Raw genomic sequence first — 20,106 nt, 5'->3', positions numbered from 1 at the left:
GTGGGAGAGACGGGTTGAACCTAGGAGCTCAAGCAAGGTCGAGGTCAAGGACGACGTCGTTCCGGCCGCTGCGTGACGGCCGCCCCGGGCTATTGCCGGGGTGGCCGTCGGGTGGGACTCGGGGTTCGGTGGTCAGGCCGCCGGGCTCAGGTCCGCCCTGCCGAACAGGAGGGCGTAGCCCGGGGGGAGTTGGGTGAGGATGCGGGTGACCAGGTCGTCGCCGATCAGGGGCGGGAGCGCGCCGAGGACGGAGCTGACGTCCCAGCGGGCCGTCGCGGGGGTGGCTCCCGGCGTGCGGGAGGCCACCTCGTCGACGAACCGCGCGGCGGTCAGCCGGTGCGTGGCCGGGATCTGGGAGGCGATCAGGCGGGCCGCCTCTTCGGGGAGGGCGCGGGCGAGGTCGACCCGTTCGTCGCCGATGACGTGGGCGCCGAGGGCCGCCAGGACCGTACGGGTGACCTGCTCGGCCTTGGTCAGGGTGTCGTACTGGCCCGACGCGCGGACTGCCTCGACGAGTCGGGGCCAGCCGTCGTCGTCCTCGTGGTCCCTCGTGGTCACACCGGGCACTGTCGCCGTGCTCGCCGTGCTCATGTGCGGGTTCTTCCTCCGGATGCGTGGGTGCGGTCCTCCCGGGTCGTGCCACCGTGTGCGCGTACCGCGAGCGGTGGCACGACCCGTGGACGGGCGGTGTTCGCGGGGTGGTGCGGTCAGCCGCTGATCCGTGGTGCGGTTTCAGCCGCTGATCCGTCGTGCGGTCAGCCGCTGATCTGCCTGCGGCTGTCGCCGCCCGTGATCTGGATGCGGCGGGGCTTGGCCTGCTCGGCCACCGGGATGCGCAGGGTCAGGACGCCGGCCTCGTACGAGGCGTCGATGCGCTCCGTGTCCAGCGTGTCGCCGAGGAAGAGCTGGCGCGTGAAGGTGCCGGTGGGGCGCTCGGCGACCAGCGGTTCCGCGCCCTCGGGGGCGGGGGACCTGCGCTCGGCTCGCACGTTGAGGACGTTGCGTTCGACGTCCAGCTCGATCGTCTCGGGGTCGATGCCGGGGAGGTCGAAGTGGACGAAGAAGTCGTCCCCGGAGCGGTAGGCGTCCATCGCCATCGCGGACGGGCGGGCGGCGGAGCCCAGGACCTGCTGGGTGAGCCGGTCGAGTTCACGGAAGGGGTCCGTGCGCATGAGCATCACTGGTCACTCCTTTCTTCAGGCGCTGTGTGTGCGATGCCCTACGTTCTGCGTCTTCTTATATAGCCCGGAGGAGGAAACTTGACAACCCCCGACTCAGGTTCGGGGTGGCCTCTGTGTCTGTCCTGCGGAGGGTTAGCCTCGTGATCTCGTAAGCATGGGGCGTGGCAGGAGGCAGCGATGGCGAAGGTTCCCAGCGCGGTGGTGGCGGCGAGCGGGCTCGTCGGCGGGTACGGCGTGGCCCGGTGGACCAGGCAGCGACCGCTCGGCGGGGTCGTCCTCGCCGTCGCCGGTGCGGCGGCCGCGCGGCAGTGGCGGCAGCAGACCGGTGGGGTGAGCGCGGGGGTCTTGTCGGCCGCGTATGTCGCCGCGTTCGCCGGGTCGCATCCGTTGGCCCGGAAGGTGGGGGCCTGGCCTGCCGTGTTCGGTGTGGCGGGGGCCGTGGGGCTGGCGTCGTGGGTGGTGGCGGACCGGCGGCGGGGCGGGGAGTAGGGCCCGGGAAGCCGCGCGGCCAGGGGTCCCTCCCCGTGGTGCGCGGCCAGCGGTCCGGTCCGGTGCCGACCGGCCGGCCCGCGCGGGCACACAGACAGCAAGAAACCCGGCCCTGTCACCAGGGCCGGGTTCTCGTATGGAGCGCCGGGCAGGCCTTGCACCTGCATCTCCCCACAGGAAGTGGGGCGTCTTTCCTTGGACCACCAACGCATCGTCCCTCTGCCGGAGTTCGGCGAGCGGGCGCAGATCAACTATAGCGCAGGTTCCGGTGCCGCCGGTCCGTCAGACGTACGGACCTGGCGTGGGCGAGCGGCCGTCCCACTGCCCGCCCACGCCCGGCCCGTCGGTGCTACGCCGTCGCCGGGCTGGATCCCGGCGAGCCCGGACCCGAGTCCGAACCCGGGCCCTGGGAGTTGCCGCCGCCGCGGATGCCGGACTTGGCCTTGCCCGCCGCCGCCGTCAGCGGCTTGGCGATGTCCTCCAGGGAGCGGCGCTCGGCGTTCACCGCGAGGAGCGCCGCCACCAGGCCCGCCAGGCACATCAGCGTCGCGCCGATCGAGAAGGCGAGGACCGTGTCGCCGACGACGCCGGACTCCGTGAGCTTGGCGAACAGCAGCGGGCCGCTGATGCCGCCGGCCGCGGTGCCGATGGCGTAGAAGAACGCGATCGACATCGCGCGGGTCTCCATCGGGAAGATCTCGGAGACCGTCAGGTAGGCGCTGGAGGCGCCCGCCGAGGCGAAGAAGAGGACCGCGCACCAGCACGCCGTCATCGTGGCCGCGCTCAGGGAGCCCTGGTCGAAGAGCCAGGCGGTGCCGAACAGGAGCAGGCCGGACAGGATGTACGTGCCGGAGATCATCACGCGGCGGCCGACCGTGTCGAACAGCTTGCCCAGCAGCAGCGGGCCGAAGAAGTTGCCGAGCGCGATGACGGCGAAGTAGTAGCCGGTGTTGCCGCTCGGGACGTCGAAGAACGTCGTCAGGATCGCGCCGAAGCCGAAGGTGATCGCGTTGTACAGGAACGCCTGGCCGATGAAGAGGGAGAAGCCGAGGACCGCGCGCTTGCGGTAGTCGGAGAAGACCGTGCGGCCGATCTCCAGGAAGGAGACACTGCGGCGCTGGTGGATGGTGATCTCGCCCTCCGCGGGCGGCAGCGGCTTGTCGCTCTCGCGTTCGATCTCCTGCTCGATGGAGGAGACGATGCGTTCCGCCTCGTCGTCACGGCCGTGGATCAGCAGCCAGCGCGGGCTCTCCGGGACGTGCCGGCGCACCAGCAGGATGACCAGGGCGAGGACGGCGCCGAGGGCGAAGGTGAGGCGCCAGCCGACGTTCGCGGCGAAGATGTCGGTGTCCAGCGCGACGATCGACAGCAGGGAGCCGAAGACCGCGCCCAGCCAGAAGCTGCCGTTGATCATGAGGTCGACGCGGCCGCGGTACTCCTTGGGGATCAGTTCGTCGATCGCGGAGTTGATGGCCGCGTACTCGCCGCCGATGCCGAAGCCGGTGAGGAACCGGAAGAGGAAGAACCACCAGGTGTCGAAGGAGATCGCCGTGAGGGCCGTGGCGCCCAGGTAGACCGCCAGGGTGATCATGAAGAGTTTTTTGCGCCCCCACTTGTCGGTGAGGCGGCCCCAGAACAGGGCTCCCGCGCAGGCCCCCGCCACGTACAGCGCGGCGGCCATGCCGGTGACCTCCCCCGAGGTGATGGGCAGGCCGCTGCCGGGTTCCGACAGGCGGCTCGCGATGTTGCCGACGACGGTCACTTCGAGACCGTCGAGGATCCACACGGTGCCGAGACCGAGGACGATCGTCCAGTGCCATCTCGACCACGGCAGGCGGTCGAGTCTGGCGGGGATGTCGGTGGTCACGGTCCGGCCGGTCTCGGCCTGCGCGGTGGTCATGGGCTCCCTCCTCGTCGAGCAGAACCCCCATCGGGTGCCCGGCCGGGGTCTCCTTACGCCCCGAGCGCGTGCGTCACCGTGTAGATCAGCAGGCCGGCGAGGGAGCCGACCACCGTGCCGTTGATGCGGATGAACTGCAGGTCGCGGCCGATGTTGGCCTCGATCTTCTTCGTGGTGTGCTCGGCGTCCCAGCTCGCGACCGTGTCCGTGATCAGGGAGGTGATCTCCTTGCGGTAGGTGGTGACGACGTAGACGGCCGCGTCCTCCACCCACTTGTCGACCTTGTCCTGCACCTTGCGCTCGCCGGCCATCCGGGAGCCCAGCGACAGCAGCGAGGCCCGGACGCGCAGCCGCAGTTCGCTGCGCTCGTCCTCCGCCGCCGCGACGATCATGGACCGGACGGCGGTCCAGGCGCTGGCGATGAGGTCCTGGACCTCGCCGCGGCCGAGCACCTCGCCCTTGAGCCGTTCGACGCGGGCGCGGGTGTCGGTGTCGGACTGCAGGTCGGAGGCGAAGTCGGTGAGGAAGCGGTCGAGGGCGCCGCGCGCGGGGTGGGCGGGCATGTCGCGCATCTCGGTGGTGAAGCGCAGCAGTTCCCTGTAGACGCGCTCGCCGACCTTGCGGTCGACGAACTTCGGCGTCCAGCCGGGGGCGCCGCCCTGCACGGCGTCCATGACGGAGTCGCCGTGCAGCACGAGCCAGTCGTGGGCGCGGCTGACGACGAGGTCGACGACGCGTTTGTGGCCGCCGTCGGCGACGACCTTCTCCAGCATCTTGCCGATGCCGGGCGCGATCTCCTGGGCGCCCGCGCGGCGGGTGATGGCCTCGCCGACCACGGCCTGGACGTCGGAGTCGCGCAGGACCGTCAGGGCGCCGCGCAGGGCGGTGGACAGCTCGGCGGTGACGCGGTCGGCGTGCTCGGGCACGGCGAGCCAGGCGCCGAGGCGGCTGCCGATGCCGACGGCGCGCAGCCGCTGGCGTACGACGTCCTCGGAGAGGAAGTTCTCCCCGACGAACTCGCCCAGGGAGACGCCCAGCTGGTCCTTCTTGGTGGGGATGATCGCGGTGTGCGGGATGGGGATGCCGAGGGGGTGCCGGAAGAGGGCCGTGACGGCGAACCAGTCGGCGAGCGCGCCGACCATGCCGGCCTCGGAGGCGGCGGCGACATAGCCCGCCCAGGCTCCGGCGCCCGAGTTCTGGGCGATCTTGGCGAGTACGTAGACCAGGGCCACGAACAGCAGCAGTCCGGTGGCCGTGAGCTTCATCCGGCGTACGCCGCGCTGTTTCTCCTCGTCCGCCGGGCTGAAGGTCGTCATCGCACGGTTCACGGTGGCGCCGGGGCGGGCATGCTCCCCGCCGACACCGACCTTTTCTTCCGTTTTCGTCCGTTCCATCCGCTCCACCCGCTCGGTGATCCCGCACACATTGTCCCTTCCTGACCGACTCCTGGAACGGAACAGGAGTTCCCGGCGTCTGTCGGGAGGGGGTATTGCCACGGGGTCCTGTGAGCCTCCCCCGGTCCATGACGCATCATGGGCACATCAGATCGGAGCCTGGGGCTCCCATCGCCCGAGGAGAACTACACAGCATGACCCGAGGACGTGGCTACGCCCTCCTGGCCGTGGTCGTCGCAGCGATCGTGGCCCTTTCCACCGCCATATACGTCGGAGTGGCGCCCGGCGACGGCGACCGTGGCCGGAACGCCCTCGGTGACGGCCGCGCCCCGAACTCCGCCGCTCCCGCCTCCACCGGCACCTGGGTCAGCACCTGGTCCACGTCCCCGGCCGCCGGTGAACCCGGCACCGAGACGACGGGCATGGCGGACCGTTCGGTGCGCAACGTCGTCCACACCAGCGTCGGGGGTACGAGTGCCCGCGTGACGCTGTCCAATCTCTACGGCCGCTCCCCGCTGAGCATCACGGGCGCGTCGATCGCCCTCGCCGCGGGTCCCGGCACGCCCGCCGCGCTCCCGGACACCCTGCGGCAGCTGACCTTCAACGGCGGCCCGGCGGTCGTCATCCCGCCCGGCCGGCAGGTGATGAGCGACGCCGTGCGCATCGCCGTCCCGCACGACTCGGACGTGCTGATCACCACGTACACGCCGACCGGCTCCGGCACGGTGACGTACCACCCGCACGCCCGGCAGATCTCCTACCTCGCGCAGGGCGACCACACGCGGGACACGACGGGCACGCCGTACACGGAGCAGACCAGGAACTGGCGCTATCTGACCGCGCTGGACGTGCTGAGCAACGAGTCGGAGGGGACGGTCGTCGCCCTCGGCGACTCGCTGACGGACGGCATCACCTCCACGATGAACGCCAACAACCGGTGGCCGGACGTGCTGTCCGACCGGCTGCGCGCGGAGATCGCCGCCGGTCGGGACCTGCCGCGGTACAGCGTCGTCAACCAGGGCATCAGCGGCAACCGCGTCCTCACCGACGGACTGGGCCGCCCCGCGGACAACCCCAGCGGACTGAACCGCTTCTCGCGGGACGTGCTGCAGCGCACGAACGTCAAGGTCGTCGTCATCGACCTCGGCGTCAACGACATCCTGCGCAACCCCCGGCTCGCCGACCCCCAGGCCATCCTGGGCGGCCTGCGCACGCTGGTGGACCAGGCCCACGCGCGCGGCCTGAAGGTCGTGGGCGCCACCCTGATGCCGTTCCACGGCCACCGCGGCTACACGGACCAGCGCGAGTCGGTGCGCCAGGCCATCAACGCCGAGATCCGCTCCGGGCGGGTCTTCGACGCGGTGGTCGACTTCGACGCGGCGCTGCGCGACCCGTACGACCCGCGCCGGCTGCGCGCCGACTACGACTCGGGCGACCATCTGCACCCCAGCGACAAGGGCTACACGCGCATGGCCGAGGTGTTCGACCTGGAGTCCCTGAAGGGCTCGGCACCGGCGGAGCTGTAGCTCCGGCGGCGCGATCCGATCCGCCGCCCCCACATCCCCGGGGGCGGCGAGGGGCGGGCGGCTCAGTCGAGTTCGCGGCGGTCCGCCCTGCGCTCCAGCTTCTCCTGGCGCCGGGCCTCGCGGATCCGCTGCTTCTCCGCGCGGGTCAGCTTCCGCTGCACCCCGACGCCGCCCCAGAAGGCGAAGCCGGTGACGATCACGCGCGGGGCGCCCGGTTCGCCCGGCACGCCCTCCTCGCGGTGGTCGAAACCGCCCATGACGCCGATGCCGCGGACCACGACCTCCACGCCGGGCGGGACGATGACGTCCACCCCGCCCATGATCGCGATGGCGTTGATCTCGACCTCCCGCGCGGCGAAGTCCGCCTCGCGCAGGTCGATCTCCCCGCCGCCCCAGAACGCGAAGCAGGTGAACCGCCGGGGCATCGTCCAGCGCCCCTTGCGCTGGAAACCGGACATCACGGCGACGGCCCACGTGGAGGAACCCTCGCCGCCGACGATCCGCCCGGACCAGCCCGGCCCGGCCGCGGGCTCCTTGTTCAGCGACACCACCGGGGCCGTGACACCCGGGGCGGGCAGGTCCCGGGTGATCGGCGCCAGTTCCCCGTACGTCCGTGCCCGGTACGTCGCGTCCAGCCGCTCCTCGAACTCCGTCATGTCGAGCCGGCCCTCGGCGAGGGCGTCCCGCAGGATGTCGGCGACCTTCTCGCGGTCGGCGTCGGAGGCGCGGAGGTCCGGCACTGCGTCGTCGGTCATACACAGCAGCCTACGAGTTGCCCCTGCCGGGCACTATGCGGTCGCACGCTCCGGCGGAGGTTTCGGGGTGTCGTCAGGGGTGTCGTCAGGGGTGTCCCCGGGGTGGTCTCCGGGGTGGTCCCCGCGTGTGCCCTCGCGGCCGTCCCCGCGGTTGTCCCCGCGGTTGTCCCCGCGGTCGTCCCCGCGGTTGTCCTCCATGGCGTGCAGCATCTTCGCGATCACCGCCTCGATGTCCGGCTCCCGCACCGACAGGTCGACCAGCGGGTAGCGCTCCGCGATCCGCGCCACCAGGGGCGCCGCCGACTCCGCCGCCGGGAACGCCAGCCACTGGCGCGGCCCGTCCACCCGGACGACCCGGGCCGGAGCCGGCGCCTCGATGGGCGGCAGTTCCCGCTCCAGGTCCACCACCAGGGTCCGTTCGCTCTCCCCCGCCTCGTGCAGCCCGGTGAGCGGACCGTCGTACATCAGCCGCCCGTGGTCGATGACCATCACCCGCTTGCACAACTGCTCGATGTCCTGCAGGTCGTGCGTGGTCAGCAGCACCGTCGTACCGCGCTCGGCGTTCAACTCCCGCAGGAACTCCCGCACCTTCGCCTTGGAGACCACGTCGAGCCCGATGGTGGGCTCGTCCAGGTACAGCACCTCCGGGTCGTGCAGCAGCGCCGCCGCGATGTCCCCGCGCATCCGCTGCCCGAGCGAGAGCTGCCGCACCGGCACCTCCAGCAGGTCGGCCAGGCCGAGGAGTTCGACCAGCCGGTCGAGGTTCTCGCGGTAACGGGCGTCGGGAATCCGGTACATGCGGTGCATCAGCCGGTAGGAGTCGATCAGCGGCAGATCCCACCACAGCGTGGTGCGCTGCCCGAACACCACGCCGATGCGGTGCGCGAGACGGATGCGGTCCCGGGAGGGGTCGATGCCCGCGACCCGCACCCGGCCGGCGCTGGGCGTCAGGATGCCGGTCAGCATCTTGATCGTGGTGGACTTGCCGGCGCCGTTGGGGCCGATGTACCCCACCATCTCGCCGCTCGCCACCCGGAACGAGATCGAGTCGACGGCCCGCACCTGCCGCCGTTCCCGCTTCATGAAGCCGGTCTTCCTGCGCACCTCGAAGACCTTCTCGACACCGTCGAGTTCGATGAACCCGCTTTCCGAACCGGTCAACTCAACTCCCTGTACTCCGGTACGAGCGCAGCCCCGTCCGCCACGCCAGCCCCGCCAGCGCGCCGCACGCCAGGGCCACCAGCGGCGAGGCGTACGCCGTCCACCCCGGCAGCGCCACCGGATAGGGCCTGCCCAGCACATGGGCCGCGGGCACCCAGTTGACGAAGGCCAGCGGCACCATGAAGGTCACCCCGCGCACCAGGTCCTTGCCGAACACGCTCGGCGGGTACTGCAGCAGCGTCGTCCCGCCGTAGGTGAAGGCGTTCTGCACCTCGGCGGCGTCCTGCGCGAAGATCTGGAAAGCCGCGCCCGCCACGAACACCGCCGAGAAGATCGCCGCACCGCTGATCACCATCACCGGCACCAGCAGCACCTTCGCCGCCGTCCAGTCGACGTCCACCGACACCAGCGCCCAGCCCAGCACCACCGCGCCCTGGGTGATCCGGCCCAGCCGGCGCAGCGCGAAGCGGTCCGCCCCGACCTGGGCGAGGACGGGAGCGGGCCGCACCAGCAGCGTGTCGAAGGAGCCGTCGCGTATCCGGGAGCCCACCGTCTCCATCGAGCCGAGCAGCAGGTCGGCGATCCCGAACGACGTCACCGACAGCCCGTACAGGAAGGCCACCTCCGGCAGCGACCAGCCGCCCAGCGAGTCCACCTGCGAGAACATCAGCAGGATCCCCACGAAGTCCAGGCCGGTCACCGTCAGGTTGCCGAACACCGTCACGGCGAAGGAGGCGCGGTAGGTCATGCTGGAGCGCACCCACATCCCGGCGATCAGCCGGTAGGCCCGCACCCCCTCGGCCAGCGCACCGCGCTCACCCACCCTGCACCACCACCCGGCGGGTCGCGGCCGACTGCACCAGCCGCCCCGCCGCCAGCAGTGCCACCGCCCACGCCGCCTGGAAGGCGAACGCCCGCAGCGGACTCGTCTCCCCCATCAGCACGTCCGCCGGCATCTGGATCTGCGCCGCCCACGGCAGCACCCGCACCACCTCGCCGAAGGTGCCCGGGAACGCGTTCAGCGGCAGCACCATGCCCGAGAAGAAGATCCCCGTGACCATCAGGGCCTGGTTGACGCCCATGCCGTCCATCAGCCAGAACACGCTCAGCGCCGCCAGGTAGCGGATCGCGAAGCTGACCACCGCCGCCAGCAGCAGCGTGACCGTGAAGGCCGCCCAGGGCGTCACCCGCGCCGGCAGCGCCATCGGGAAGAACGCCGCGCCGAACAGGAACGGGATCACCCCCCGCCCCAGCATCTGGAACAGCGCCCGCCCCACGTCACCGGCCAGCCACCACAGCTGCAGATCGGCCGGCCGGTACAGGTCCACGGCGATCTCACCGGTGCGGATGCGCTCCATCAGGTCCTTCTCGGCACCACCGCCCTGGATGGCGAGGGTCGCGTAGAGACACTGCCCCAGCCACACATAGGTCACGGCCTGCGCCTGGTCGTACCCGCCCAGGTGCGGCTTCTCGTCCCACAGCGCGAGATACGTGTGGACGAGGATGACGCCGAAGACCGTGTTGGTGAACACCCCGGCCGCCGTGGCCGCCCGATAGGTCGCGTACCGCCTGAAGCCGCCCGCCGCGACGGCCGCGTACAACCGTCCCGAGCCCACCTCCACCACCCTCCTCGCCGCCCGGCACCGAAGCGCAGGAGCCTAGTGCTCCGACGGGCGGGCCTGCCACGGGATTTCCGGCGCGGGCGCGGGCGCCGCGCGGCGAGCCGGAACCGGCATTGACGGTACGATCCGTTGCGTCCGCGTGGGCCGAGGCGCCCGTGGCCAGGGCGAGCGGCGTGACGGCGGTGCCGGCCGGGCAGAACGTACGAACCGGCGCGCCGGTCGGATCACCCTCCGGGGCATGTCCCTCTTGGGGCGGATCTCGTGCGAGCAGGATCTCGACGCGCACAGGCCTGCGAGGGTGCGGTCCGCCCTCGGCTCGCCTGCGCGTATCGTCCGCGCGCCGCCCGCCTCGCCCCACGGCTCACGACACGGCCCTCGATCAGGGAACTGATCGCCGGATGGGACAGTCTTCATCACAGGGGCGCAAGAGCGAGCAGAGACGTACGGGAACGACGTACGACGCGAAACAGGAGTCCGTGCACGACATGAGTGACGAGCCTCAGCCGCAGCAGCCGAACCCGGGCTGGGCACCGCAAGAGCCGCAACCGGACGGCGACTCCGGCACGCCCGCGGCTGCCGCGAAACCCAAGCGGACGGGCTGGCGCCGGGCCGTCCCGACCTGGCGCATGACGCTGGGCGCGTTCCTCGTCACCGCCCTGCTGCTCGTCGGCGCGTTCTTCCTGGGCTACTCCCTGGTGAAGATCCCGCCGGCCAACGCGCTCGCCACCAAGCAGGCCAACGTGTACCTGTACGCGGACGGCTCCGTGATCGCCCGCGACGGCGAGGTCAACCGGGAGAACGTCACCCTCGCGCAGATCTCCAAGGACGCCCAGCACGCCATCCTGGCCGCCGAGGACCGCGACTTCTACACCGAGTCCGCCGTCGACCCCAAGGCCATGGTCCGCGCCGCCTGGAACACCGCCCTCGGCAAGGGCAAGCAGTCCGGCTCCACGATCACGCAGCAGTACGTGAAGAACTACTACCTGCGCCAGGAGCAGACCGTCACGCGCAAGGCCAAGGAGTTCTTCATCGCGATCAAGCTGGACCGCGAGGTGAGCAAGGACCACATCCTGGAGGGCTACCTCAACACCAGCTTCTTCGGCCGCAACGCCTACGGCATCCAGGCCGCCGCCCAGGCCTACTACGGCATGGACGCCAAGGACCTCGACCCCGCCCGGGCCGCCTACCTCGCCGCGCTCGTCAACGCACCCAGCCAGTACGACGTCGTCGCCCACCCCGAGAACCGCAAGGCCGCCGAGTCCCGCTGGAACTACGTGCTGGACGGCATGGTCAAGAAGGGCTGGCTCGACGAGTCGGAGCGGGCCGGCATGAAGTTCCCGGTGCCGAAGGAGTCGACCCTCTCCACCGGCATGTCCGGGCAGCGCGGCTACATCGTCCGCATCGTCAAGGACTACCTCGTCCAGAACAAGATCGTCGAGGAGTCCGCGCTCGACGCCGGCGGCTACCGCATCACGACCACCCTGCAGAAGCCCAAGCAGGACGCCTTCGTCAAGGCCGTCAACGACAAGCTGATGGACAAGCTCGACAAGAAGGACAACAAGGTCGACCGCTATGTGCGCGCGGGCGGCGCCGCCGTCGACCCGAAGACCGGCAAGGTCGTCGCGATGTACAACGGCATCGACTACGTCAAGCAGTACACCCCGAACGCCACCCGCAGGGACTTCCAGGTCGGCTCCACCTTCAAGCCCTTCGTGTTCACCGCGGCCGTCGAGAACCACAGCGAGACGCAGGACGGCCGCGTCATCACCCCGAACACGATCTACGACGGCACCAACAAGCGCCCCGTCCAGGGCTGGACCGGCGACCCCTACGCCCCCGAGAACGAGGACCAGGTCTCCTACGGCGACATCACCGTCACCGAGGCCACCGACAAGTCCGTGAACTCGGTGTACGCGCAGATGGCCGCCGACGTCGGCCCGCAGAAGGTCAAGCAGACCGCGATCGACCTCGGCATCCCCGAAGCCACCCCCGACCTCGCCGACGGCCCCGCCATCGCGCTCGGCACCGCCACCGCCAGCGTCCTGGACATGGCCGAGGCCTACGCCACGCTCGCCAACCACGGCCGCCACGGCGCCTACACGATGGTCGAGAAGGTCACCAGGGAGGGCACCCCGATCGACCTGCCCGAGAGGCGCACCCGGCAGGCCGTCAGCCGCGAGGCCGCCGACACCACCACCAAGGTCCTGCAGAGCGTCGTCCAGAACGGCACGGCCGCCGCCGCCCAGGCCGCGGGCCGCCCCGTCGCCGGCAAGACCGGCACCGCGGAGAACGACAAGGCCGCCTGGTTCGCCGGCTACACGCCCGACCTCGCCGTCGTCGTCTCCGTCATGGGCCAGGACCCCGTCACCGCCGCCCAGAAGCCGCTGTACGGCGCCCTCGGCCTGCCCCGCATCAACGGCGGCGGACCGCCCGCCGAGATCTGGGCCCAGTTCACCCGTGACGCCCTCAAGGGCAAGCCGGTCAAGGGCTTCGACCTCAGGCTCCAGCCCGGCGCCGACGTCTCCCAGGCCCCCGGCACCGAGGCCCCGGCCGACCCCACCACCGGCACCGCCGACGGCGGCACCACCACCGGCGGCCAGGACGACGAGACCCAGACGCCCAGCCAGACCCCGAGCGCGCCCGAGGGGCAGACCCAGGGCCAGACCGACGGCGGCACCATCGACGGCGGCACGGGCGGGGAGCCCCCCACCGGCGGCGGCACCGCGGACGGCGGCACCACCGACGGCGGAGCCACCGGCGGTGACGGCGGCACGACCGACGGCGGGGCCACCGGCGGTGGCGACCCCGGCGACGGCGGCACCACCGAGGGCCCGACGGGCCCCGGCTGGGGCGTGGTCCCACAGGGCGCGCGCCGCGAATGATGACGCCGACGGCGCGGTGACGCCGCTCAGTGACGTCAGGTCTCGGTGATCAGGTCTCGGTGACGTCGACGGCTCAGTGACCGCTGGTCGCCTTCAGACCCACCACGGCGACCAGCAGCAGGCACACGAAGAAGATCCGGGCGGCGGTCGCCGGCTCCCCCAGCACCGCCATGCCGAACACCGCCGCCCCGGCCGCGCCGATCCCCACCCACACGCCGTAGGCGGTACCGATGGGCAGCGTCTTGGCGGCCTGGGACAGCAGCAGCATGCTGGCGACGATGCCGGCGCCGGTGAGCACACTCGGAAGCGGACGCGTGAAGCCGTCGGTGTACTTCATGCCCACGGACCACCCCACCTCGAGCAGACCGGCGACGACGAGCAGAACCCAGGCCATGACGGGCACCTCCGGGAAACGGGCTGACGGTGTCGGTGCGTCGTCTTTGCCTTGATCCCGGTACGGCGCGTCTCGTCGGGGGTCCCTCCAACGTAGCAAAGCCCCAGGACATGGCGAAGGGGCCGGTGACGAGCGTCACCGGCCCCTTACCACTGCCACGCGGGGACCTACAGGTACAGACCCGTCGAGTCCTCCGACCCCTCGAACCGGTCCGCGGCCACGGCGTGCAGGTCGCGCTCGCGCATGAGTACGTACGCGATGCCCCGCACCTCGACCTCGGCACGGTCCTCCGGGTCGAACAGAACCCGGTCGCCCGGCTCCACGGTCCGCACGTTCTGCCCCACCGCGACGACCTCGGCCCAGGCCAGGCGCCGGCCGACCGCCGCCGTGGCGGGGATCAGGATGCCGCCGCCGGAACGCCGCTCGCCCTCGCTGGTGTCCTGCCGCACGAGTACGCGGTCGTGCAGCATCCGGATGGGCAGCTTGTCGGGATGGGTGCTGTGCTCGTTTCTGTTGGCGCTCACGCCCTGAAACCTACCTGTCTTCCCGGGTCACGTCCGCAGTCGGGTCAGCCCTTGCGCCGCCGCGTGCTGAACGCGAGCAGCCCGACCACGCCCACCACGACGAGCGCGACGGGCACGACCCGCTCCAGCCGGGGTGCGCCGTCCTCGTCCACGAAGCGGGCGCGCACGTCCGTGACGGCCTTGTTGACCTCCACGTAGGCCCGCCCGAGGGTGTGGTCGATGTTCGAGGCGACCTTGGCCTTGGCATCCCCGACGATCGTCTTCGGGTGCACGCGCACCCCGATCTCGTCGAGGGTCTCGGCCAGGGTCGCGCGGCGGCGCCTGATGTCCGCCTCGATCTGCGCCGGGGTCCTGGTGTCCGCCGTGTCCGCCACCGTGTCGCCTCCGAAGTCGGTATGAGCTTCTGTGCCTGTATCTGTGCCTGTGCCTGTACCTGTGCCGAACAGTCTGTCAGCTCCACGGCTCATCGCATCGCGTCGACCCCCGGTTAGGCTGGCCCGATGAGCGAGCGACTGCAGCCGGGGGACGTGGCCCCCGCCTTCACCCTGCCCGACGCCGACGGCACCGAGGTGTCCCTGGCGGACCACAAGGGCCGCAAGGTCATCGTGTACTTCTACCCGGCCGCCCTCACGCCGGGCTGCACGAAGCAGGCCTGTGACTTCACGGACAACCTCCAGCTGCTGGCGGGCGCGGGCTACGACGTCATCGGCATCTCCCCCGACAAGCCGGAGAAGCTGGCGAAGTTCCGCGACAAGGAGTCCCTGCAGGTCACTCTCCTCGCCGACCCGGACAAGAAGGTCCTGGAGTCCTACGGCGCGTTCGGCGAGAAGAAGCTGTACGGCAAGACGGTCGTCGGCGTCATCCGCTCCACGGTGATCGTGGACGAGGAGGGCAAGGTCGAACGGGCCCTGTACAACGTCAAGGCGACGGGCCACGTAGCCAAGATCATCAAGGACCTGGGCATCTGAGCCCACTCCCCTCCAAAGCGGCTCGCACCGGACACCACCCGGCGCGAGCCGCTCCCGTTCCACGGCGTGACCACCCGCTCACCGATTCGTTACTCCGTACGAGACCGCGAACGCGTGGTCGAGAACGAAGCGAGCGGGAGGGGCTCGATGGGGGCGAGTACGTACACGAGGGAACGCCTGACGGAGGCGGCCCGGGGGTCACGAACGCTGTCGGAGGCGTTGGGGAGGCTGGGGGTTGATCCGGGGAGTTCGACGCGGCGGTACGTGTTCGGGCGGATGAAGAAGCTCGGCGTGGACGTGTCGCACTTCGAGCGGGAGGGCGTGAAGTGGACGAGGGAGGTCCTGGAACGAGCGGTCGCCGCGTCGACGAACATGTGCGAGGTGCTGCGCGCGCTGGGGCTCGATGTCGTCGGCGGGAACCACACGCACATCAGCCGCCGGATCAAGGCGTACGGCATCGACACCTCGCACTTCCGGCTACCGACCCGGCGAGGAAAACCGCGGCCCCGGCGAACCCCCGAGGCGCTCCTCGTCGAGCAGCCGCCCGAGTACGCGCGCCGCGTGCCCGCTGACCGCCTCAAGTGGGCGATGAGGGCCCGCGGCGTGGAGGAGCGGTGCGCCTTGTGCGGCACTGAAGCGGTCTGGCGGGGCCGCCCTCTGGCCCTGGAGGTCGACCACATCAACGGCCGTTGGCAGGACAACCGGATCGAGAACCTGCGGCTGCTGTGTCCCAACTGCCACGCGACCACGGACCGGTACCGAGGGCGTGGCGAGAGGCGCGCCGCGTGAGCCGCAGGCGGCCACGCCCCGACCGCGAGGAACTGCGTGCCGCAGTCGCCGAATCCGTCTCCATCGCCGAGGTACTGCGCCGCCTGGGCCGCTCGGGCAGCGGCACCCAGCGTGCACATCTGCGCCGGTGGATCGCCGAGGACCGGCTGAGTACGGAGCACTTCCTCGGCCAGGCACACCAGCGCGGCAAGCCCCGTCCGGCCTTGACGCGGCCACCCGAGGAGATCCTGGTCAGGCACGAAGGCGAACGCCGGACCCGGACGGCCGTGCTGCGCCGGGCGCTGCGGGAGGTGGGCGTGCCCGAGGTATGCGCGGAGTGCGGCGTCGGCCCGCAATGGCTGGGCAAGCCCATGACACTCGAGGTGGACCACATCAACGGGGAGTGGAACGACGACCGGCTGGAGAATCTGCGCCTGCTCTGCCCCAACTGCCACGCGGTCACGCGTACCTGGTGTCGAGGAGGGCAGCGGCGACATAATCTCGCCCAGTAGAGTAGGGATCTGTCGGGCGCCCGTACGCCAACGGCTGAGCGGCGATCTTTAGGTGGTCGTGTCTGTCGGTTCGAATCCGACCGGGCGTACCGAGAAGCAGCCCCGCACCTCTTTCCGGAGGTGCGGGGCTGTTCCCTTCAGCCCAACAGCTCCCGTACCGCCGGTACCAGTGCTCGGAATGCCTTGCCCCGGTGGCTGATCGCGTTTTTCTCCTGGGGGGTCAGTTCCGCGCAGGTGCGGGTTTCGCCGTCCGGCTGGAGGATCGGGTCGTAGCCGAAGCCGCCCGTGCCGGCGGGCTCGTGGCGCAGGACGCCGCGCAGTTGTCCCTCGACCACCCGCTCCGTGCCGTCGGGCAGGGCCAGGGCGGCCGCGCAGGCGAAGTGGGCCTGGCGGTGTTCGTCGGCGATGTCCGAGAGCTGCGCGAGGAGCAGGTCCAGGTTGGCCTTGTCGTCGCCGTGGCGGCCGGACCAGCGGGCGGAGAAGATGCCGGGGGCGCCGTTGAGGACGTCGACGCAGAGGCCGGAGTCGTCGGCGACGGCCGGCAGGCCGGTCGCCTGGGCCAGGGCGTGGGCCTTGAGCAGGGCGTTCTCGGCGAAGGTGACGCCTGTTTCCTTGACGTCGGGGATGTCCGGGTAGGCGTCGGCGCCGACGAGTTCGTGGGGCAGTCCGGCCTCGGCGAGGATCGCGCGAAGTTCGGTGATCTTTCCGGCGTTACGGGTGGCGAGGATCAGGCGACTCATGGGGCCACAGTATTCCGCGCCCCGAAAGGGGCGCGGGGAACTGCGCGAGCGACCACGGCGCACCTGCGGCCGGCCGTCGGTGTTACGGCGTGCAGACCTTCGTCAGTTCGCCCGCCGCGTCCGTGACGGGGCTGATGTCGGGCGTCTCGTCGCCGTTCTTGATCGACGTGCGGACGTTGTCCACGGCCTTGTTGAGGTCGTCCACGGCCTTTTCGACGTCCGCGTTGTCCGTCTTGTCGCCGATCTCGCCGAGGTTCTTGTCGATGGAGTCGAGGGACTCGTCGAGCTGGGTGGGGTCGTTCGCGGCGTTGTCCACGGCCTGCTGGAGTTCCGTGACGCTGTCGGCGATGGCGTCGGCGGTCTGGACGCAGTCCAGCGCCTTGTCGACGGCGGCGCAGCCGGTGGTGAGTCCGGCGGTCAGCGCGACGGCCGCCAGGGTGGCGGCGACGGCTGCGGTGCGGCGTCGGCGGCTCGCGGCCATGGAACGGTCCCTCTCGTCAGGTCGGGCCGGTCGGGCCCGTGTGGCTGGCCGGGCGCACAGGGATGAGCCGTGCGCCCGTACTCCTTCAGACGCGCGGGTGCTCGGCGCGGTTGCCCGTGCCGAGCACCCGTTTTGGTGCGCCCTTTACTTTGCGAGGACCGTATCAAGGGCGGTGCGCTGGTGGGCGGCGAGTTCGGTGCAGCCTGCGACGGCGAGGTCGAGGAGGGCGTCGAGTTCGTCGCGGGCGAAGGGTTCGGCCTCGGCGGTGCCCTGGACCTCGACGAAGCGGCCGTCACCGGTGCAGACGACGTTCATGTCGGTGTCGGCCTTGACGTCTTCCTCGTAGCAGAGGTCGAGGAGGGGGACGCCGCCGACGATGCCGACGGAGACGGCCGAGACGGTGCCGGTCAGGGGCTTGCGGCCGGCCTTGATGAGCTTCTTGCCCTGGGCCCAGGCGACGGCGTCCGCGAGGGCCACGTAGGCGCCGGTGATGGCCGCGGTGCGGGTGCCGCCGTCGGCCTGGAGGACGTCGCAGTCGAGGACGATGGTGTTCTCGCCGAGGGCCTTGTAGTCGATGACGGCGCGCAGGGAGCGGCCGATGAGGCGGCTGATCTCGTGGGTGCGGCCGCCGATGCGGCCCTTGACGGACTCGCGGTCGCCGCGGGTGTTGGTGGAGCGGGGCAGCATGGAGTACTCGGCGGTGACCCAGCCTTCGCCGCTGCCCTTGCGCCAGCGCGGGACGCCTTCGGTGACGGAGGCGGTGCAGAAGACCTTGGTGTCGCCGAAGGAGACGAGGACGGAGCCCTCGGCGTGCTTGCTCCAGCCGCGCTCGATGGTGATGGGGCGGAGCTGCTGGGGGGTGCGGCCGTCGATTCGAGACATGGCGCTGAGCCTATCCGTACGTGCGGAAGGGGCCCCTCCCGCGGTGGGGAGGGGCCCGCGCAGGTGGCGTCAGGGTCCGTCAGGGGTGAAGCCCGGGACGATCCCCGCGCTTCACATCATGTCTTCGATCTCCGCGGCGATGGGGTCGGCGTCGGTGCCGATGACGACCTGGATGGCGCTGCCCATCTTGACGACGCCGTGGGCGCCGGCGGCCTTGAGGGCGGTTTCGTCGACCTTGCCGGGGTCCACGACCTCGGTGCGGAGGCGGGTGATGCAGCCTTCGACTTCTTCGATGTTGTCGATGCCGCCGAGCCCGGCAACGATCTTCTCAGCCTTGGTGGCCATGTTCGTTCTCCCTGATCCGAACCGCTTTGTCGCAGTAACCCACAGTTGGCCCATCTTCGCGAGCGGTCTCGGCGTGTGTGCCGAAGGATGGCGTCACGTCGGTGCGACCGTTCGAACGACTGGTCTACACCACGAGCCCGTCTCACGACAAAAGTCTCGCGGCAGAGGGGGCCGGAATGAGTGCCGACAGTCCCGCCGAGGCCGGTGCCCGTCCCGCGCGTGCCCGCTGGAACCGGCTGTTCCAGGGGTTGCAGAAGATGGGCCGCAGTCTGCAGCTGCCGATCGCGGTGCTGCCGGCGGCGGGGATCCTCAACCGGCTGGGGCAGCCGGATGTGTTCGGGGACGACGGGCTGGGCTGGACGAACGTCTCGAAGGTGATGGTGGGGGCGGGGGGTGCGCTGCTGGACAGTTCGCTGGGGCTGCCGCTGCTGTTCTGTGTGGGTGTCGCGATCGGGATGGCGAAGAAGGCGGACGGGTCGACGGCGCTGGCGGCGGTGGCCGGTTTCCTCGTGTACTGGACGGTGCTGCGGCAGTTCCCGGAGGACTGCCCGGAGGGGTCGGTGGCGGTACCCAACGTCGGGTGCCAGGTGACGGACGGGGACCGGGAGGTGACGTCGTTCGCGTTCCAGAATCCGGGGGTGTTCGGCGGCATCGTGATGGGGCTGCTGGCGGCGTTCTTCTGGGCGCGGTTCCACCGGACGCGGCTGGTGGACTGGCTGGGGTTCTTCAACGGGCGGCGGCTGGTGCCGATCCTGATGGCGTTCGTGGCGATCGCGTTCGCGGCGTTGTGTCTGTGGGTGTGGCCGCCGATCGGTGACGCGCTGGAGAGTTTCAGCGACTGGATGGACGGGCTGGACGCGTGGGGCGCGGGTGTGTTCGGGGTGGCGAACCGGGCGTTGCTGGTGGTGGGGCTGCACCAGTTCCTGAACGTGCCCATCTGGTTCCAGTTCGGTTCGTTCACGAAGCCGGACGGGACGGTGGTGCACGGTGACATCAACATGTTCCTGGCGGGCGACCCGGACGCGGGGCAGTTCACCTCGGGGTTCTTCCCGATCATGATGTTCGCGCTGCCGGCGGCGGCCCTGGCGATCACGCACTGCGCGCGGCCGGGGCGGCGCAAGGAGGTCGGCGGTCTGATGCTGTCGGTGGCGCTGACGTCGTTCGTCACGGGCATCACGGAGCCGATCGAGTACTCGTTCCTGTTCGTGGCGCCGGTGCTGTATGCGGTGCACGCGGTGCTGACGGGGGTGTCGATGGCGGTGACGTGGGGGCTGGGGGTGCACGACGGGTTCAGCTTCTCGGCGGGGCTGATCGACTACGTCATCAACTGGAATCTGGCGACGCGGCCGTGGCTGATCGTCCCGATCGGGCTGGGCTTCGCGCTCCTCTACTACGTGATCTTCCGGTTCGCGATCACGAAGTGGGATCTGCGGACTCCGGGGCGGGAGCCCGAGGAGGACGTGGAGGACAGCGCCAAGGCGTGATCGTCCGGGGTGGTGGAATTGGCGGGTTCCACTCGTTCGGCCTACCGTGCTACAACTGGTCTACACCACTCACCGGTGGAGGTCGCGCGGTGGTTACC

The 20,106-nt window shown here is 70.7% G+C and carries 22 protein-coding genes, 1 tRNA gene and 1 riboswitch; of the genes, 8 read left to right on the top strand and 15 right to left on the bottom strand.

The genetic code is table 11. From position 1 onward, the window contains the following. Nucleotides 1–132: 132 nt before the first annotated feature. Nucleotides 133–591: a DUF2267 domain-containing protein gene (locus tag CHR28_RS05240; RefSeq protein ID WP_094052269.1), complete on the bottom strand. Its 459-nt coding sequence runs from the start codon at nucleotides 589–591 to the stop codon at nucleotides 133–135. 164 nt (nucleotides 592–755) lie between these two features. Next, complete coding sequence (locus CHR28_RS05235) at nucleotides 756–1,178, bottom strand: Hsp20/alpha crystallin family protein (protein WP_179272312.1); 423 nt, start codon at nucleotides 1,176–1,178, stop codon at nucleotides 756–758. 180 nt (nucleotides 1,179–1,358) lie between these two features. On the opposite strand from CHR28_RS05235, the gene CHR28_RS05230 reads away from it, so the two are divergent. Beyond that, a complete protein-coding gene (locus tag CHR28_RS05230) occupies nucleotides 1,359–1,670 on the top strand; it encodes a hypothetical protein (protein WP_094052267.1) in 312 nt (103 codons plus the stop codon). 349 nt (nucleotides 1,671–2,019) lie between these two features. On the opposite strand, the gene CHR28_RS05220 is transcribed toward CHR28_RS05230, so the two are convergent. Both CHR28_RS05220 and CHR28_RS05215 read right to left on the bottom strand, forming a co-directional pair. Beyond that, nucleotides 2,020–3,570 carry an MFS transporter gene (locus CHR28_RS05220; RefSeq protein ID WP_094052266.1) on the bottom strand — a complete coding sequence of 517 codons (1,551 nt, stop codon included), beginning with the start codon at nucleotides 3,568–3,570 and terminating at the stop codon, nucleotides 2,020–2,022. Between the two features lie 53 nt (nucleotides 3,571–3,623). Next, entirely contained in the window at nucleotides 3,624–4,994 is a 1,371-nt protein-coding gene (locus CHR28_RS05215; RefSeq protein ID WP_094052265.1) for a DUF445 domain-containing protein, read from the bottom strand. 164 nt (nucleotides 4,995–5,158) lie between these two features. On the opposite strand from CHR28_RS05215, the gene CHR28_RS05210 reads away from it, so the two are divergent. Beyond that, the gene (locus CHR28_RS05210; protein ID WP_094052264.1) at nucleotides 5,159–6,490 is read left to right on the top strand and encodes an SGNH/GDSL hydrolase family protein; all 1,332 of its coding nucleotides are present in this window, start codon (nucleotides 5,159–5,161) and stop codon (nucleotides 6,488–6,490) included. Nucleotides 6,491–6,552: 62 nt separating this feature from the next. On the opposite strand, the gene CHR28_RS05205 is transcribed toward CHR28_RS05210, so the two are convergent. Genes CHR28_RS05205 through CHR28_RS05190 form a run of 4 tightly spaced genes read right to left on the bottom strand, consistent with a single transcriptional unit; the run spans nucleotide 6,553 to nucleotide 10,022 of the window. Next, entirely contained in the window at nucleotides 6,553–7,245 is a 693-nt protein-coding gene (locus tag CHR28_RS05205; protein ID WP_094052263.1) for a DUF1707 SHOCT-like domain-containing protein, read from the bottom strand. Nucleotides 7,246–7,278: 33 nt separating this feature from the next. Continuing rightward, nucleotides 7,279–8,406 carry an ABC transporter ATP-binding protein gene (locus CHR28_RS05200; RefSeq protein ID WP_256984133.1) on the bottom strand — a complete coding sequence of 376 codons (1,128 nt, stop codon included), beginning with the start codon at nucleotides 8,404–8,406 and terminating at the stop codon, nucleotides 7,279–7,281. A gap of 1 nt (nucleotide 8,407) precedes the next feature. Then, nucleotides 8,408–9,229: an ABC transporter permease gene (locus CHR28_RS05195; protein ID WP_094052262.1), complete on the bottom strand. Its 822-nt coding sequence runs from the start codon at nucleotides 9,227–9,229 to the stop codon at nucleotides 8,408–8,410. Then, nucleotides 9,222–10,022, bottom strand: a complete 801-nt coding sequence (locus CHR28_RS05190; RefSeq protein ID WP_094052433.1) for an ABC transporter permease — start codon at nucleotides 10,020–10,022, stop codon at nucleotides 9,222–9,224. Before CHR28_RS05190 ends, CHR28_RS05195 begins: the two co-directional genes overlap by 8 nt. A 491-nt stretch (nucleotides 10,023–10,513) precedes the next feature. Here CHR28_RS05190 and CHR28_RS05185 point away from each other — a divergent pair, with 491 nt between their 5' ends. After that, nucleotides 10,514–12,910, top strand: a complete 2,397-nt coding sequence (locus tag CHR28_RS05185) for a transglycosylase domain-containing protein (protein WP_094052432.1) — start codon at nucleotides 10,514–10,516, stop codon at nucleotides 12,908–12,910. Nucleotides 12,911–12,983: 73 nt separating this feature from the next. Here CHR28_RS05185 and CHR28_RS05180 read toward each other — a convergent pair whose 3' ends face one another. The 3 genes from CHR28_RS05180 to CHR28_RS05170 form a co-directional block, all read right to left on the bottom strand. Continuing rightward, a complete protein-coding gene (locus CHR28_RS05180; protein ID WP_031140108.1) occupies nucleotides 12,984–13,304 on the bottom strand; it encodes a DMT family transporter in 321 nt (106 codons plus the stop codon). Nucleotides 13,305–13,338: 34 nt separating this feature from the next. Then, a riboswitch (guanidine-III (ykkC-III) riboswitch) is annotated at nucleotides 13,339–13,406 on the bottom strand. Between the two features lie 65 nt (nucleotides 13,407–13,471). Then, nucleotides 13,472–13,828 carry a GroES family chaperonin gene (locus tag CHR28_RS05175; RefSeq protein ID WP_094052261.1) on the bottom strand — a complete coding sequence of 119 codons (357 nt, stop codon included), beginning with the start codon at nucleotides 13,826–13,828 and terminating at the stop codon, nucleotides 13,472–13,474. A gap of 44 nt (nucleotides 13,829–13,872) precedes the next feature. Next, a complete protein-coding gene (locus CHR28_RS05170) occupies nucleotides 13,873–14,202 on the bottom strand; it encodes a DUF3618 domain-containing protein (RefSeq protein ID WP_094052260.1) in 330 nt (109 codons plus the stop codon). Between the two features lie 126 nt (nucleotides 14,203–14,328). Here CHR28_RS05170 and bcp point away from each other — a divergent pair, with 126 nt between their 5' ends. The 4 genes from bcp (at nucleotide 14,329) to CHR28_RS05150 (ending at nucleotide 16,165) form a co-directional block, all read left to right on the top strand. Next, the gene (gene bcp, locus CHR28_RS05165; RefSeq protein ID WP_094052259.1) at nucleotides 14,329–14,796 is read left to right on the top strand and encodes a thioredoxin-dependent thiol peroxidase; all 468 of its coding nucleotides are present in this window, start codon (nucleotides 14,329–14,331) and stop codon (nucleotides 14,794–14,796) included. A gap of 147 nt (nucleotides 14,797–14,943) precedes the next feature. Next, a complete protein-coding gene (locus CHR28_RS05160; protein WP_094052258.1) occupies nucleotides 14,944–15,585 on the top strand; it encodes an HNH endonuclease signature motif containing protein in 642 nt (213 codons plus the stop codon). Continuing rightward, nucleotides 15,582–16,076 (top strand): HNH endonuclease signature motif containing protein, encoded by a 495-nt coding sequence (locus tag CHR28_RS05155; RefSeq protein ID WP_094052257.1) that lies wholly within the window; start codon nucleotides 15,582–15,584, stop codon nucleotides 16,074–16,076. The genes CHR28_RS05160 and CHR28_RS05155 overlap by 4 nt, the downstream gene beginning before the upstream one ends. A 16-nt stretch (nucleotides 16,077–16,092) precedes the next feature. Next, nucleotides 16,093–16,165: transfer RNA gene (locus CHR28_RS05150), tRNA-Leu, on the top strand. A gap of 48 nt (nucleotides 16,166–16,213) precedes the next feature. Here CHR28_RS05150 and rdgB read toward each other — a convergent pair. From rdgB to CHR28_RS05130, 4 genes are all read right to left on the bottom strand, one after another. Then, nucleotides 16,214–16,816 carry an RdgB/HAM1 family non-canonical purine NTP pyrophosphatase gene (rdgB, locus tag CHR28_RS05145; protein ID WP_094052256.1) on the bottom strand — a complete coding sequence of 201 codons (603 nt, stop codon included), beginning with the start codon at nucleotides 16,814–16,816 and terminating at the stop codon, nucleotides 16,214–16,216. A gap of 82 nt (nucleotides 16,817–16,898) precedes the next feature. Continuing rightward, nucleotides 16,899–17,297: a hypothetical protein gene (locus CHR28_RS05140; protein WP_094052255.1), complete on the bottom strand. Its 399-nt coding sequence runs from the start codon at nucleotides 17,295–17,297 to the stop codon at nucleotides 16,899–16,901. A gap of 144 nt (nucleotides 17,298–17,441) precedes the next feature. Then, a complete protein-coding gene (rph, locus tag CHR28_RS05135) occupies nucleotides 17,442–18,179 on the bottom strand; it encodes a ribonuclease PH (RefSeq protein WP_094052254.1) in 738 nt (245 codons plus the stop codon). 111 nt (nucleotides 18,180–18,290) lie between these two features. Continuing rightward, nucleotides 18,291–18,524 carry a glucose PTS transporter subunit EIIB gene (locus CHR28_RS05130; RefSeq protein WP_094052253.1) on the bottom strand — a complete coding sequence of 78 codons (234 nt, stop codon included), beginning with the start codon at nucleotides 18,522–18,524 and terminating at the stop codon, nucleotides 18,291–18,293. Nucleotides 18,525–18,700: 176 nt separating this feature from the next. On the opposite strand from CHR28_RS05130, the gene CHR28_RS05125 reads away from it, so the two are divergent. Beyond that, nucleotides 18,701–20,008, top strand: a complete 1,308-nt coding sequence (locus CHR28_RS05125) for a PTS transporter subunit EIIC (protein WP_094052252.1) — start codon at nucleotides 18,701–18,703, stop codon at nucleotides 20,006–20,008. The last annotated feature ends 98 nt before the right edge of the window (nucleotides 20,009–20,106 follow it).

Source organism: Streptomyces sp. XY006 (assembly GCF_002237655.1).
Taxonomy (GTDB): domain Bacteria; phylum Actinomycetota; class Actinomycetes; order Streptomycetales; family Streptomycetaceae; genus Streptomyces; species Streptomyces levis.
The sequence above is the reverse complement of the archived record's forward strand: the minus strand, read 5'-3'. Positions and strand labels throughout refer to the sequence as shown.

Coding starts and splice junctions, on each gene's coding strand:
- bcp (WP_094052259.1), top strand. CDS start 14,329: ATGAGCGAGCGACTGCAGCCGGGGGACGTGGCCCCCGCCTTCACCCTG.
- CHR28_RS05140 (WP_094052255.1), bottom strand. CDS start 17,297: ATGGCCGCGAGCCGCCGACGCCGCACCGCAGCCGTCGCCGCCACCCTG.
- CHR28_RS05205 (WP_094052263.1), bottom strand. CDS start 7,245: ATGACCGACGACGCAGTGCCGGACCTCCGCGCCTCCGACGCCGACCGC.
- CHR28_RS05185 (WP_094052432.1), top strand. CDS start 10,514: ATGAGTGACGAGCCTCAGCCGCAGCAGCCGAACCCGGGCTGGGCACCG.
- CHR28_RS05210 (WP_094052264.1), top strand. CDS start 5,159: ATGACCCGAGGACGTGGCTACGCCCTCCTGGCCGTGGTCGTCGCAGCG.
- CHR28_RS05235 (WP_179272312.1), bottom strand. CDS start 1,178: ATGCTCATGCGCACGGACCCCTTCCGTGAACTCGACCGGCTCACCCAG.
- CHR28_RS05160 (WP_094052258.1), top strand. CDS start 14,944: ATGGGGGCGAGTACGTACACGAGGGAACGCCTGACGGAGGCGGCCCGG.
- CHR28_RS05240 (WP_094052269.1), bottom strand. CDS start 591: ATGAGCACGGCGAGCACGGCGACAGTGCCCGGTGTGACCACGAGGGAC.
- CHR28_RS05180 (WP_031140108.1), bottom strand. CDS start 13,304: ATGGCCTGGGTTCTGCTCGTCGTCGCCGGTCTGCTCGAGGTGGGGTGG.
- rdgB (WP_094052256.1), bottom strand. CDS start 16,816: ATGAGTCGCCTGATCCTCGCCACCCGTAACGCCGGAAAGATCACCGAA.
- CHR28_RS05230 (WP_094052267.1), top strand. CDS start 1,359: ATGGCGAAGGTTCCCAGCGCGGTGGTGGCGGCGAGCGGGCTCGTCGGC.
- rph (WP_094052254.1), bottom strand. CDS start 18,179: ATGTCTCGAATCGACGGCCGCACCCCCCAGCAGCTCCGCCCCATCACC.
- CHR28_RS05220 (WP_094052266.1), bottom strand. CDS start 3,570: ATGACCACCGCGCAGGCCGAGACCGGCCGGACCGTGACCACCGACATC.
- CHR28_RS05125 (WP_094052252.1), top strand. CDS start 18,701: ATGAGTGCCGACAGTCCCGCCGAGGCCGGTGCCCGTCCCGCGCGTGCC.
- CHR28_RS05130 (WP_094052253.1), bottom strand. CDS start 18,524: ATGGCCACCAAGGCTGAGAAGATCGTTGCCGGGCTCGGCGGCATCGAC.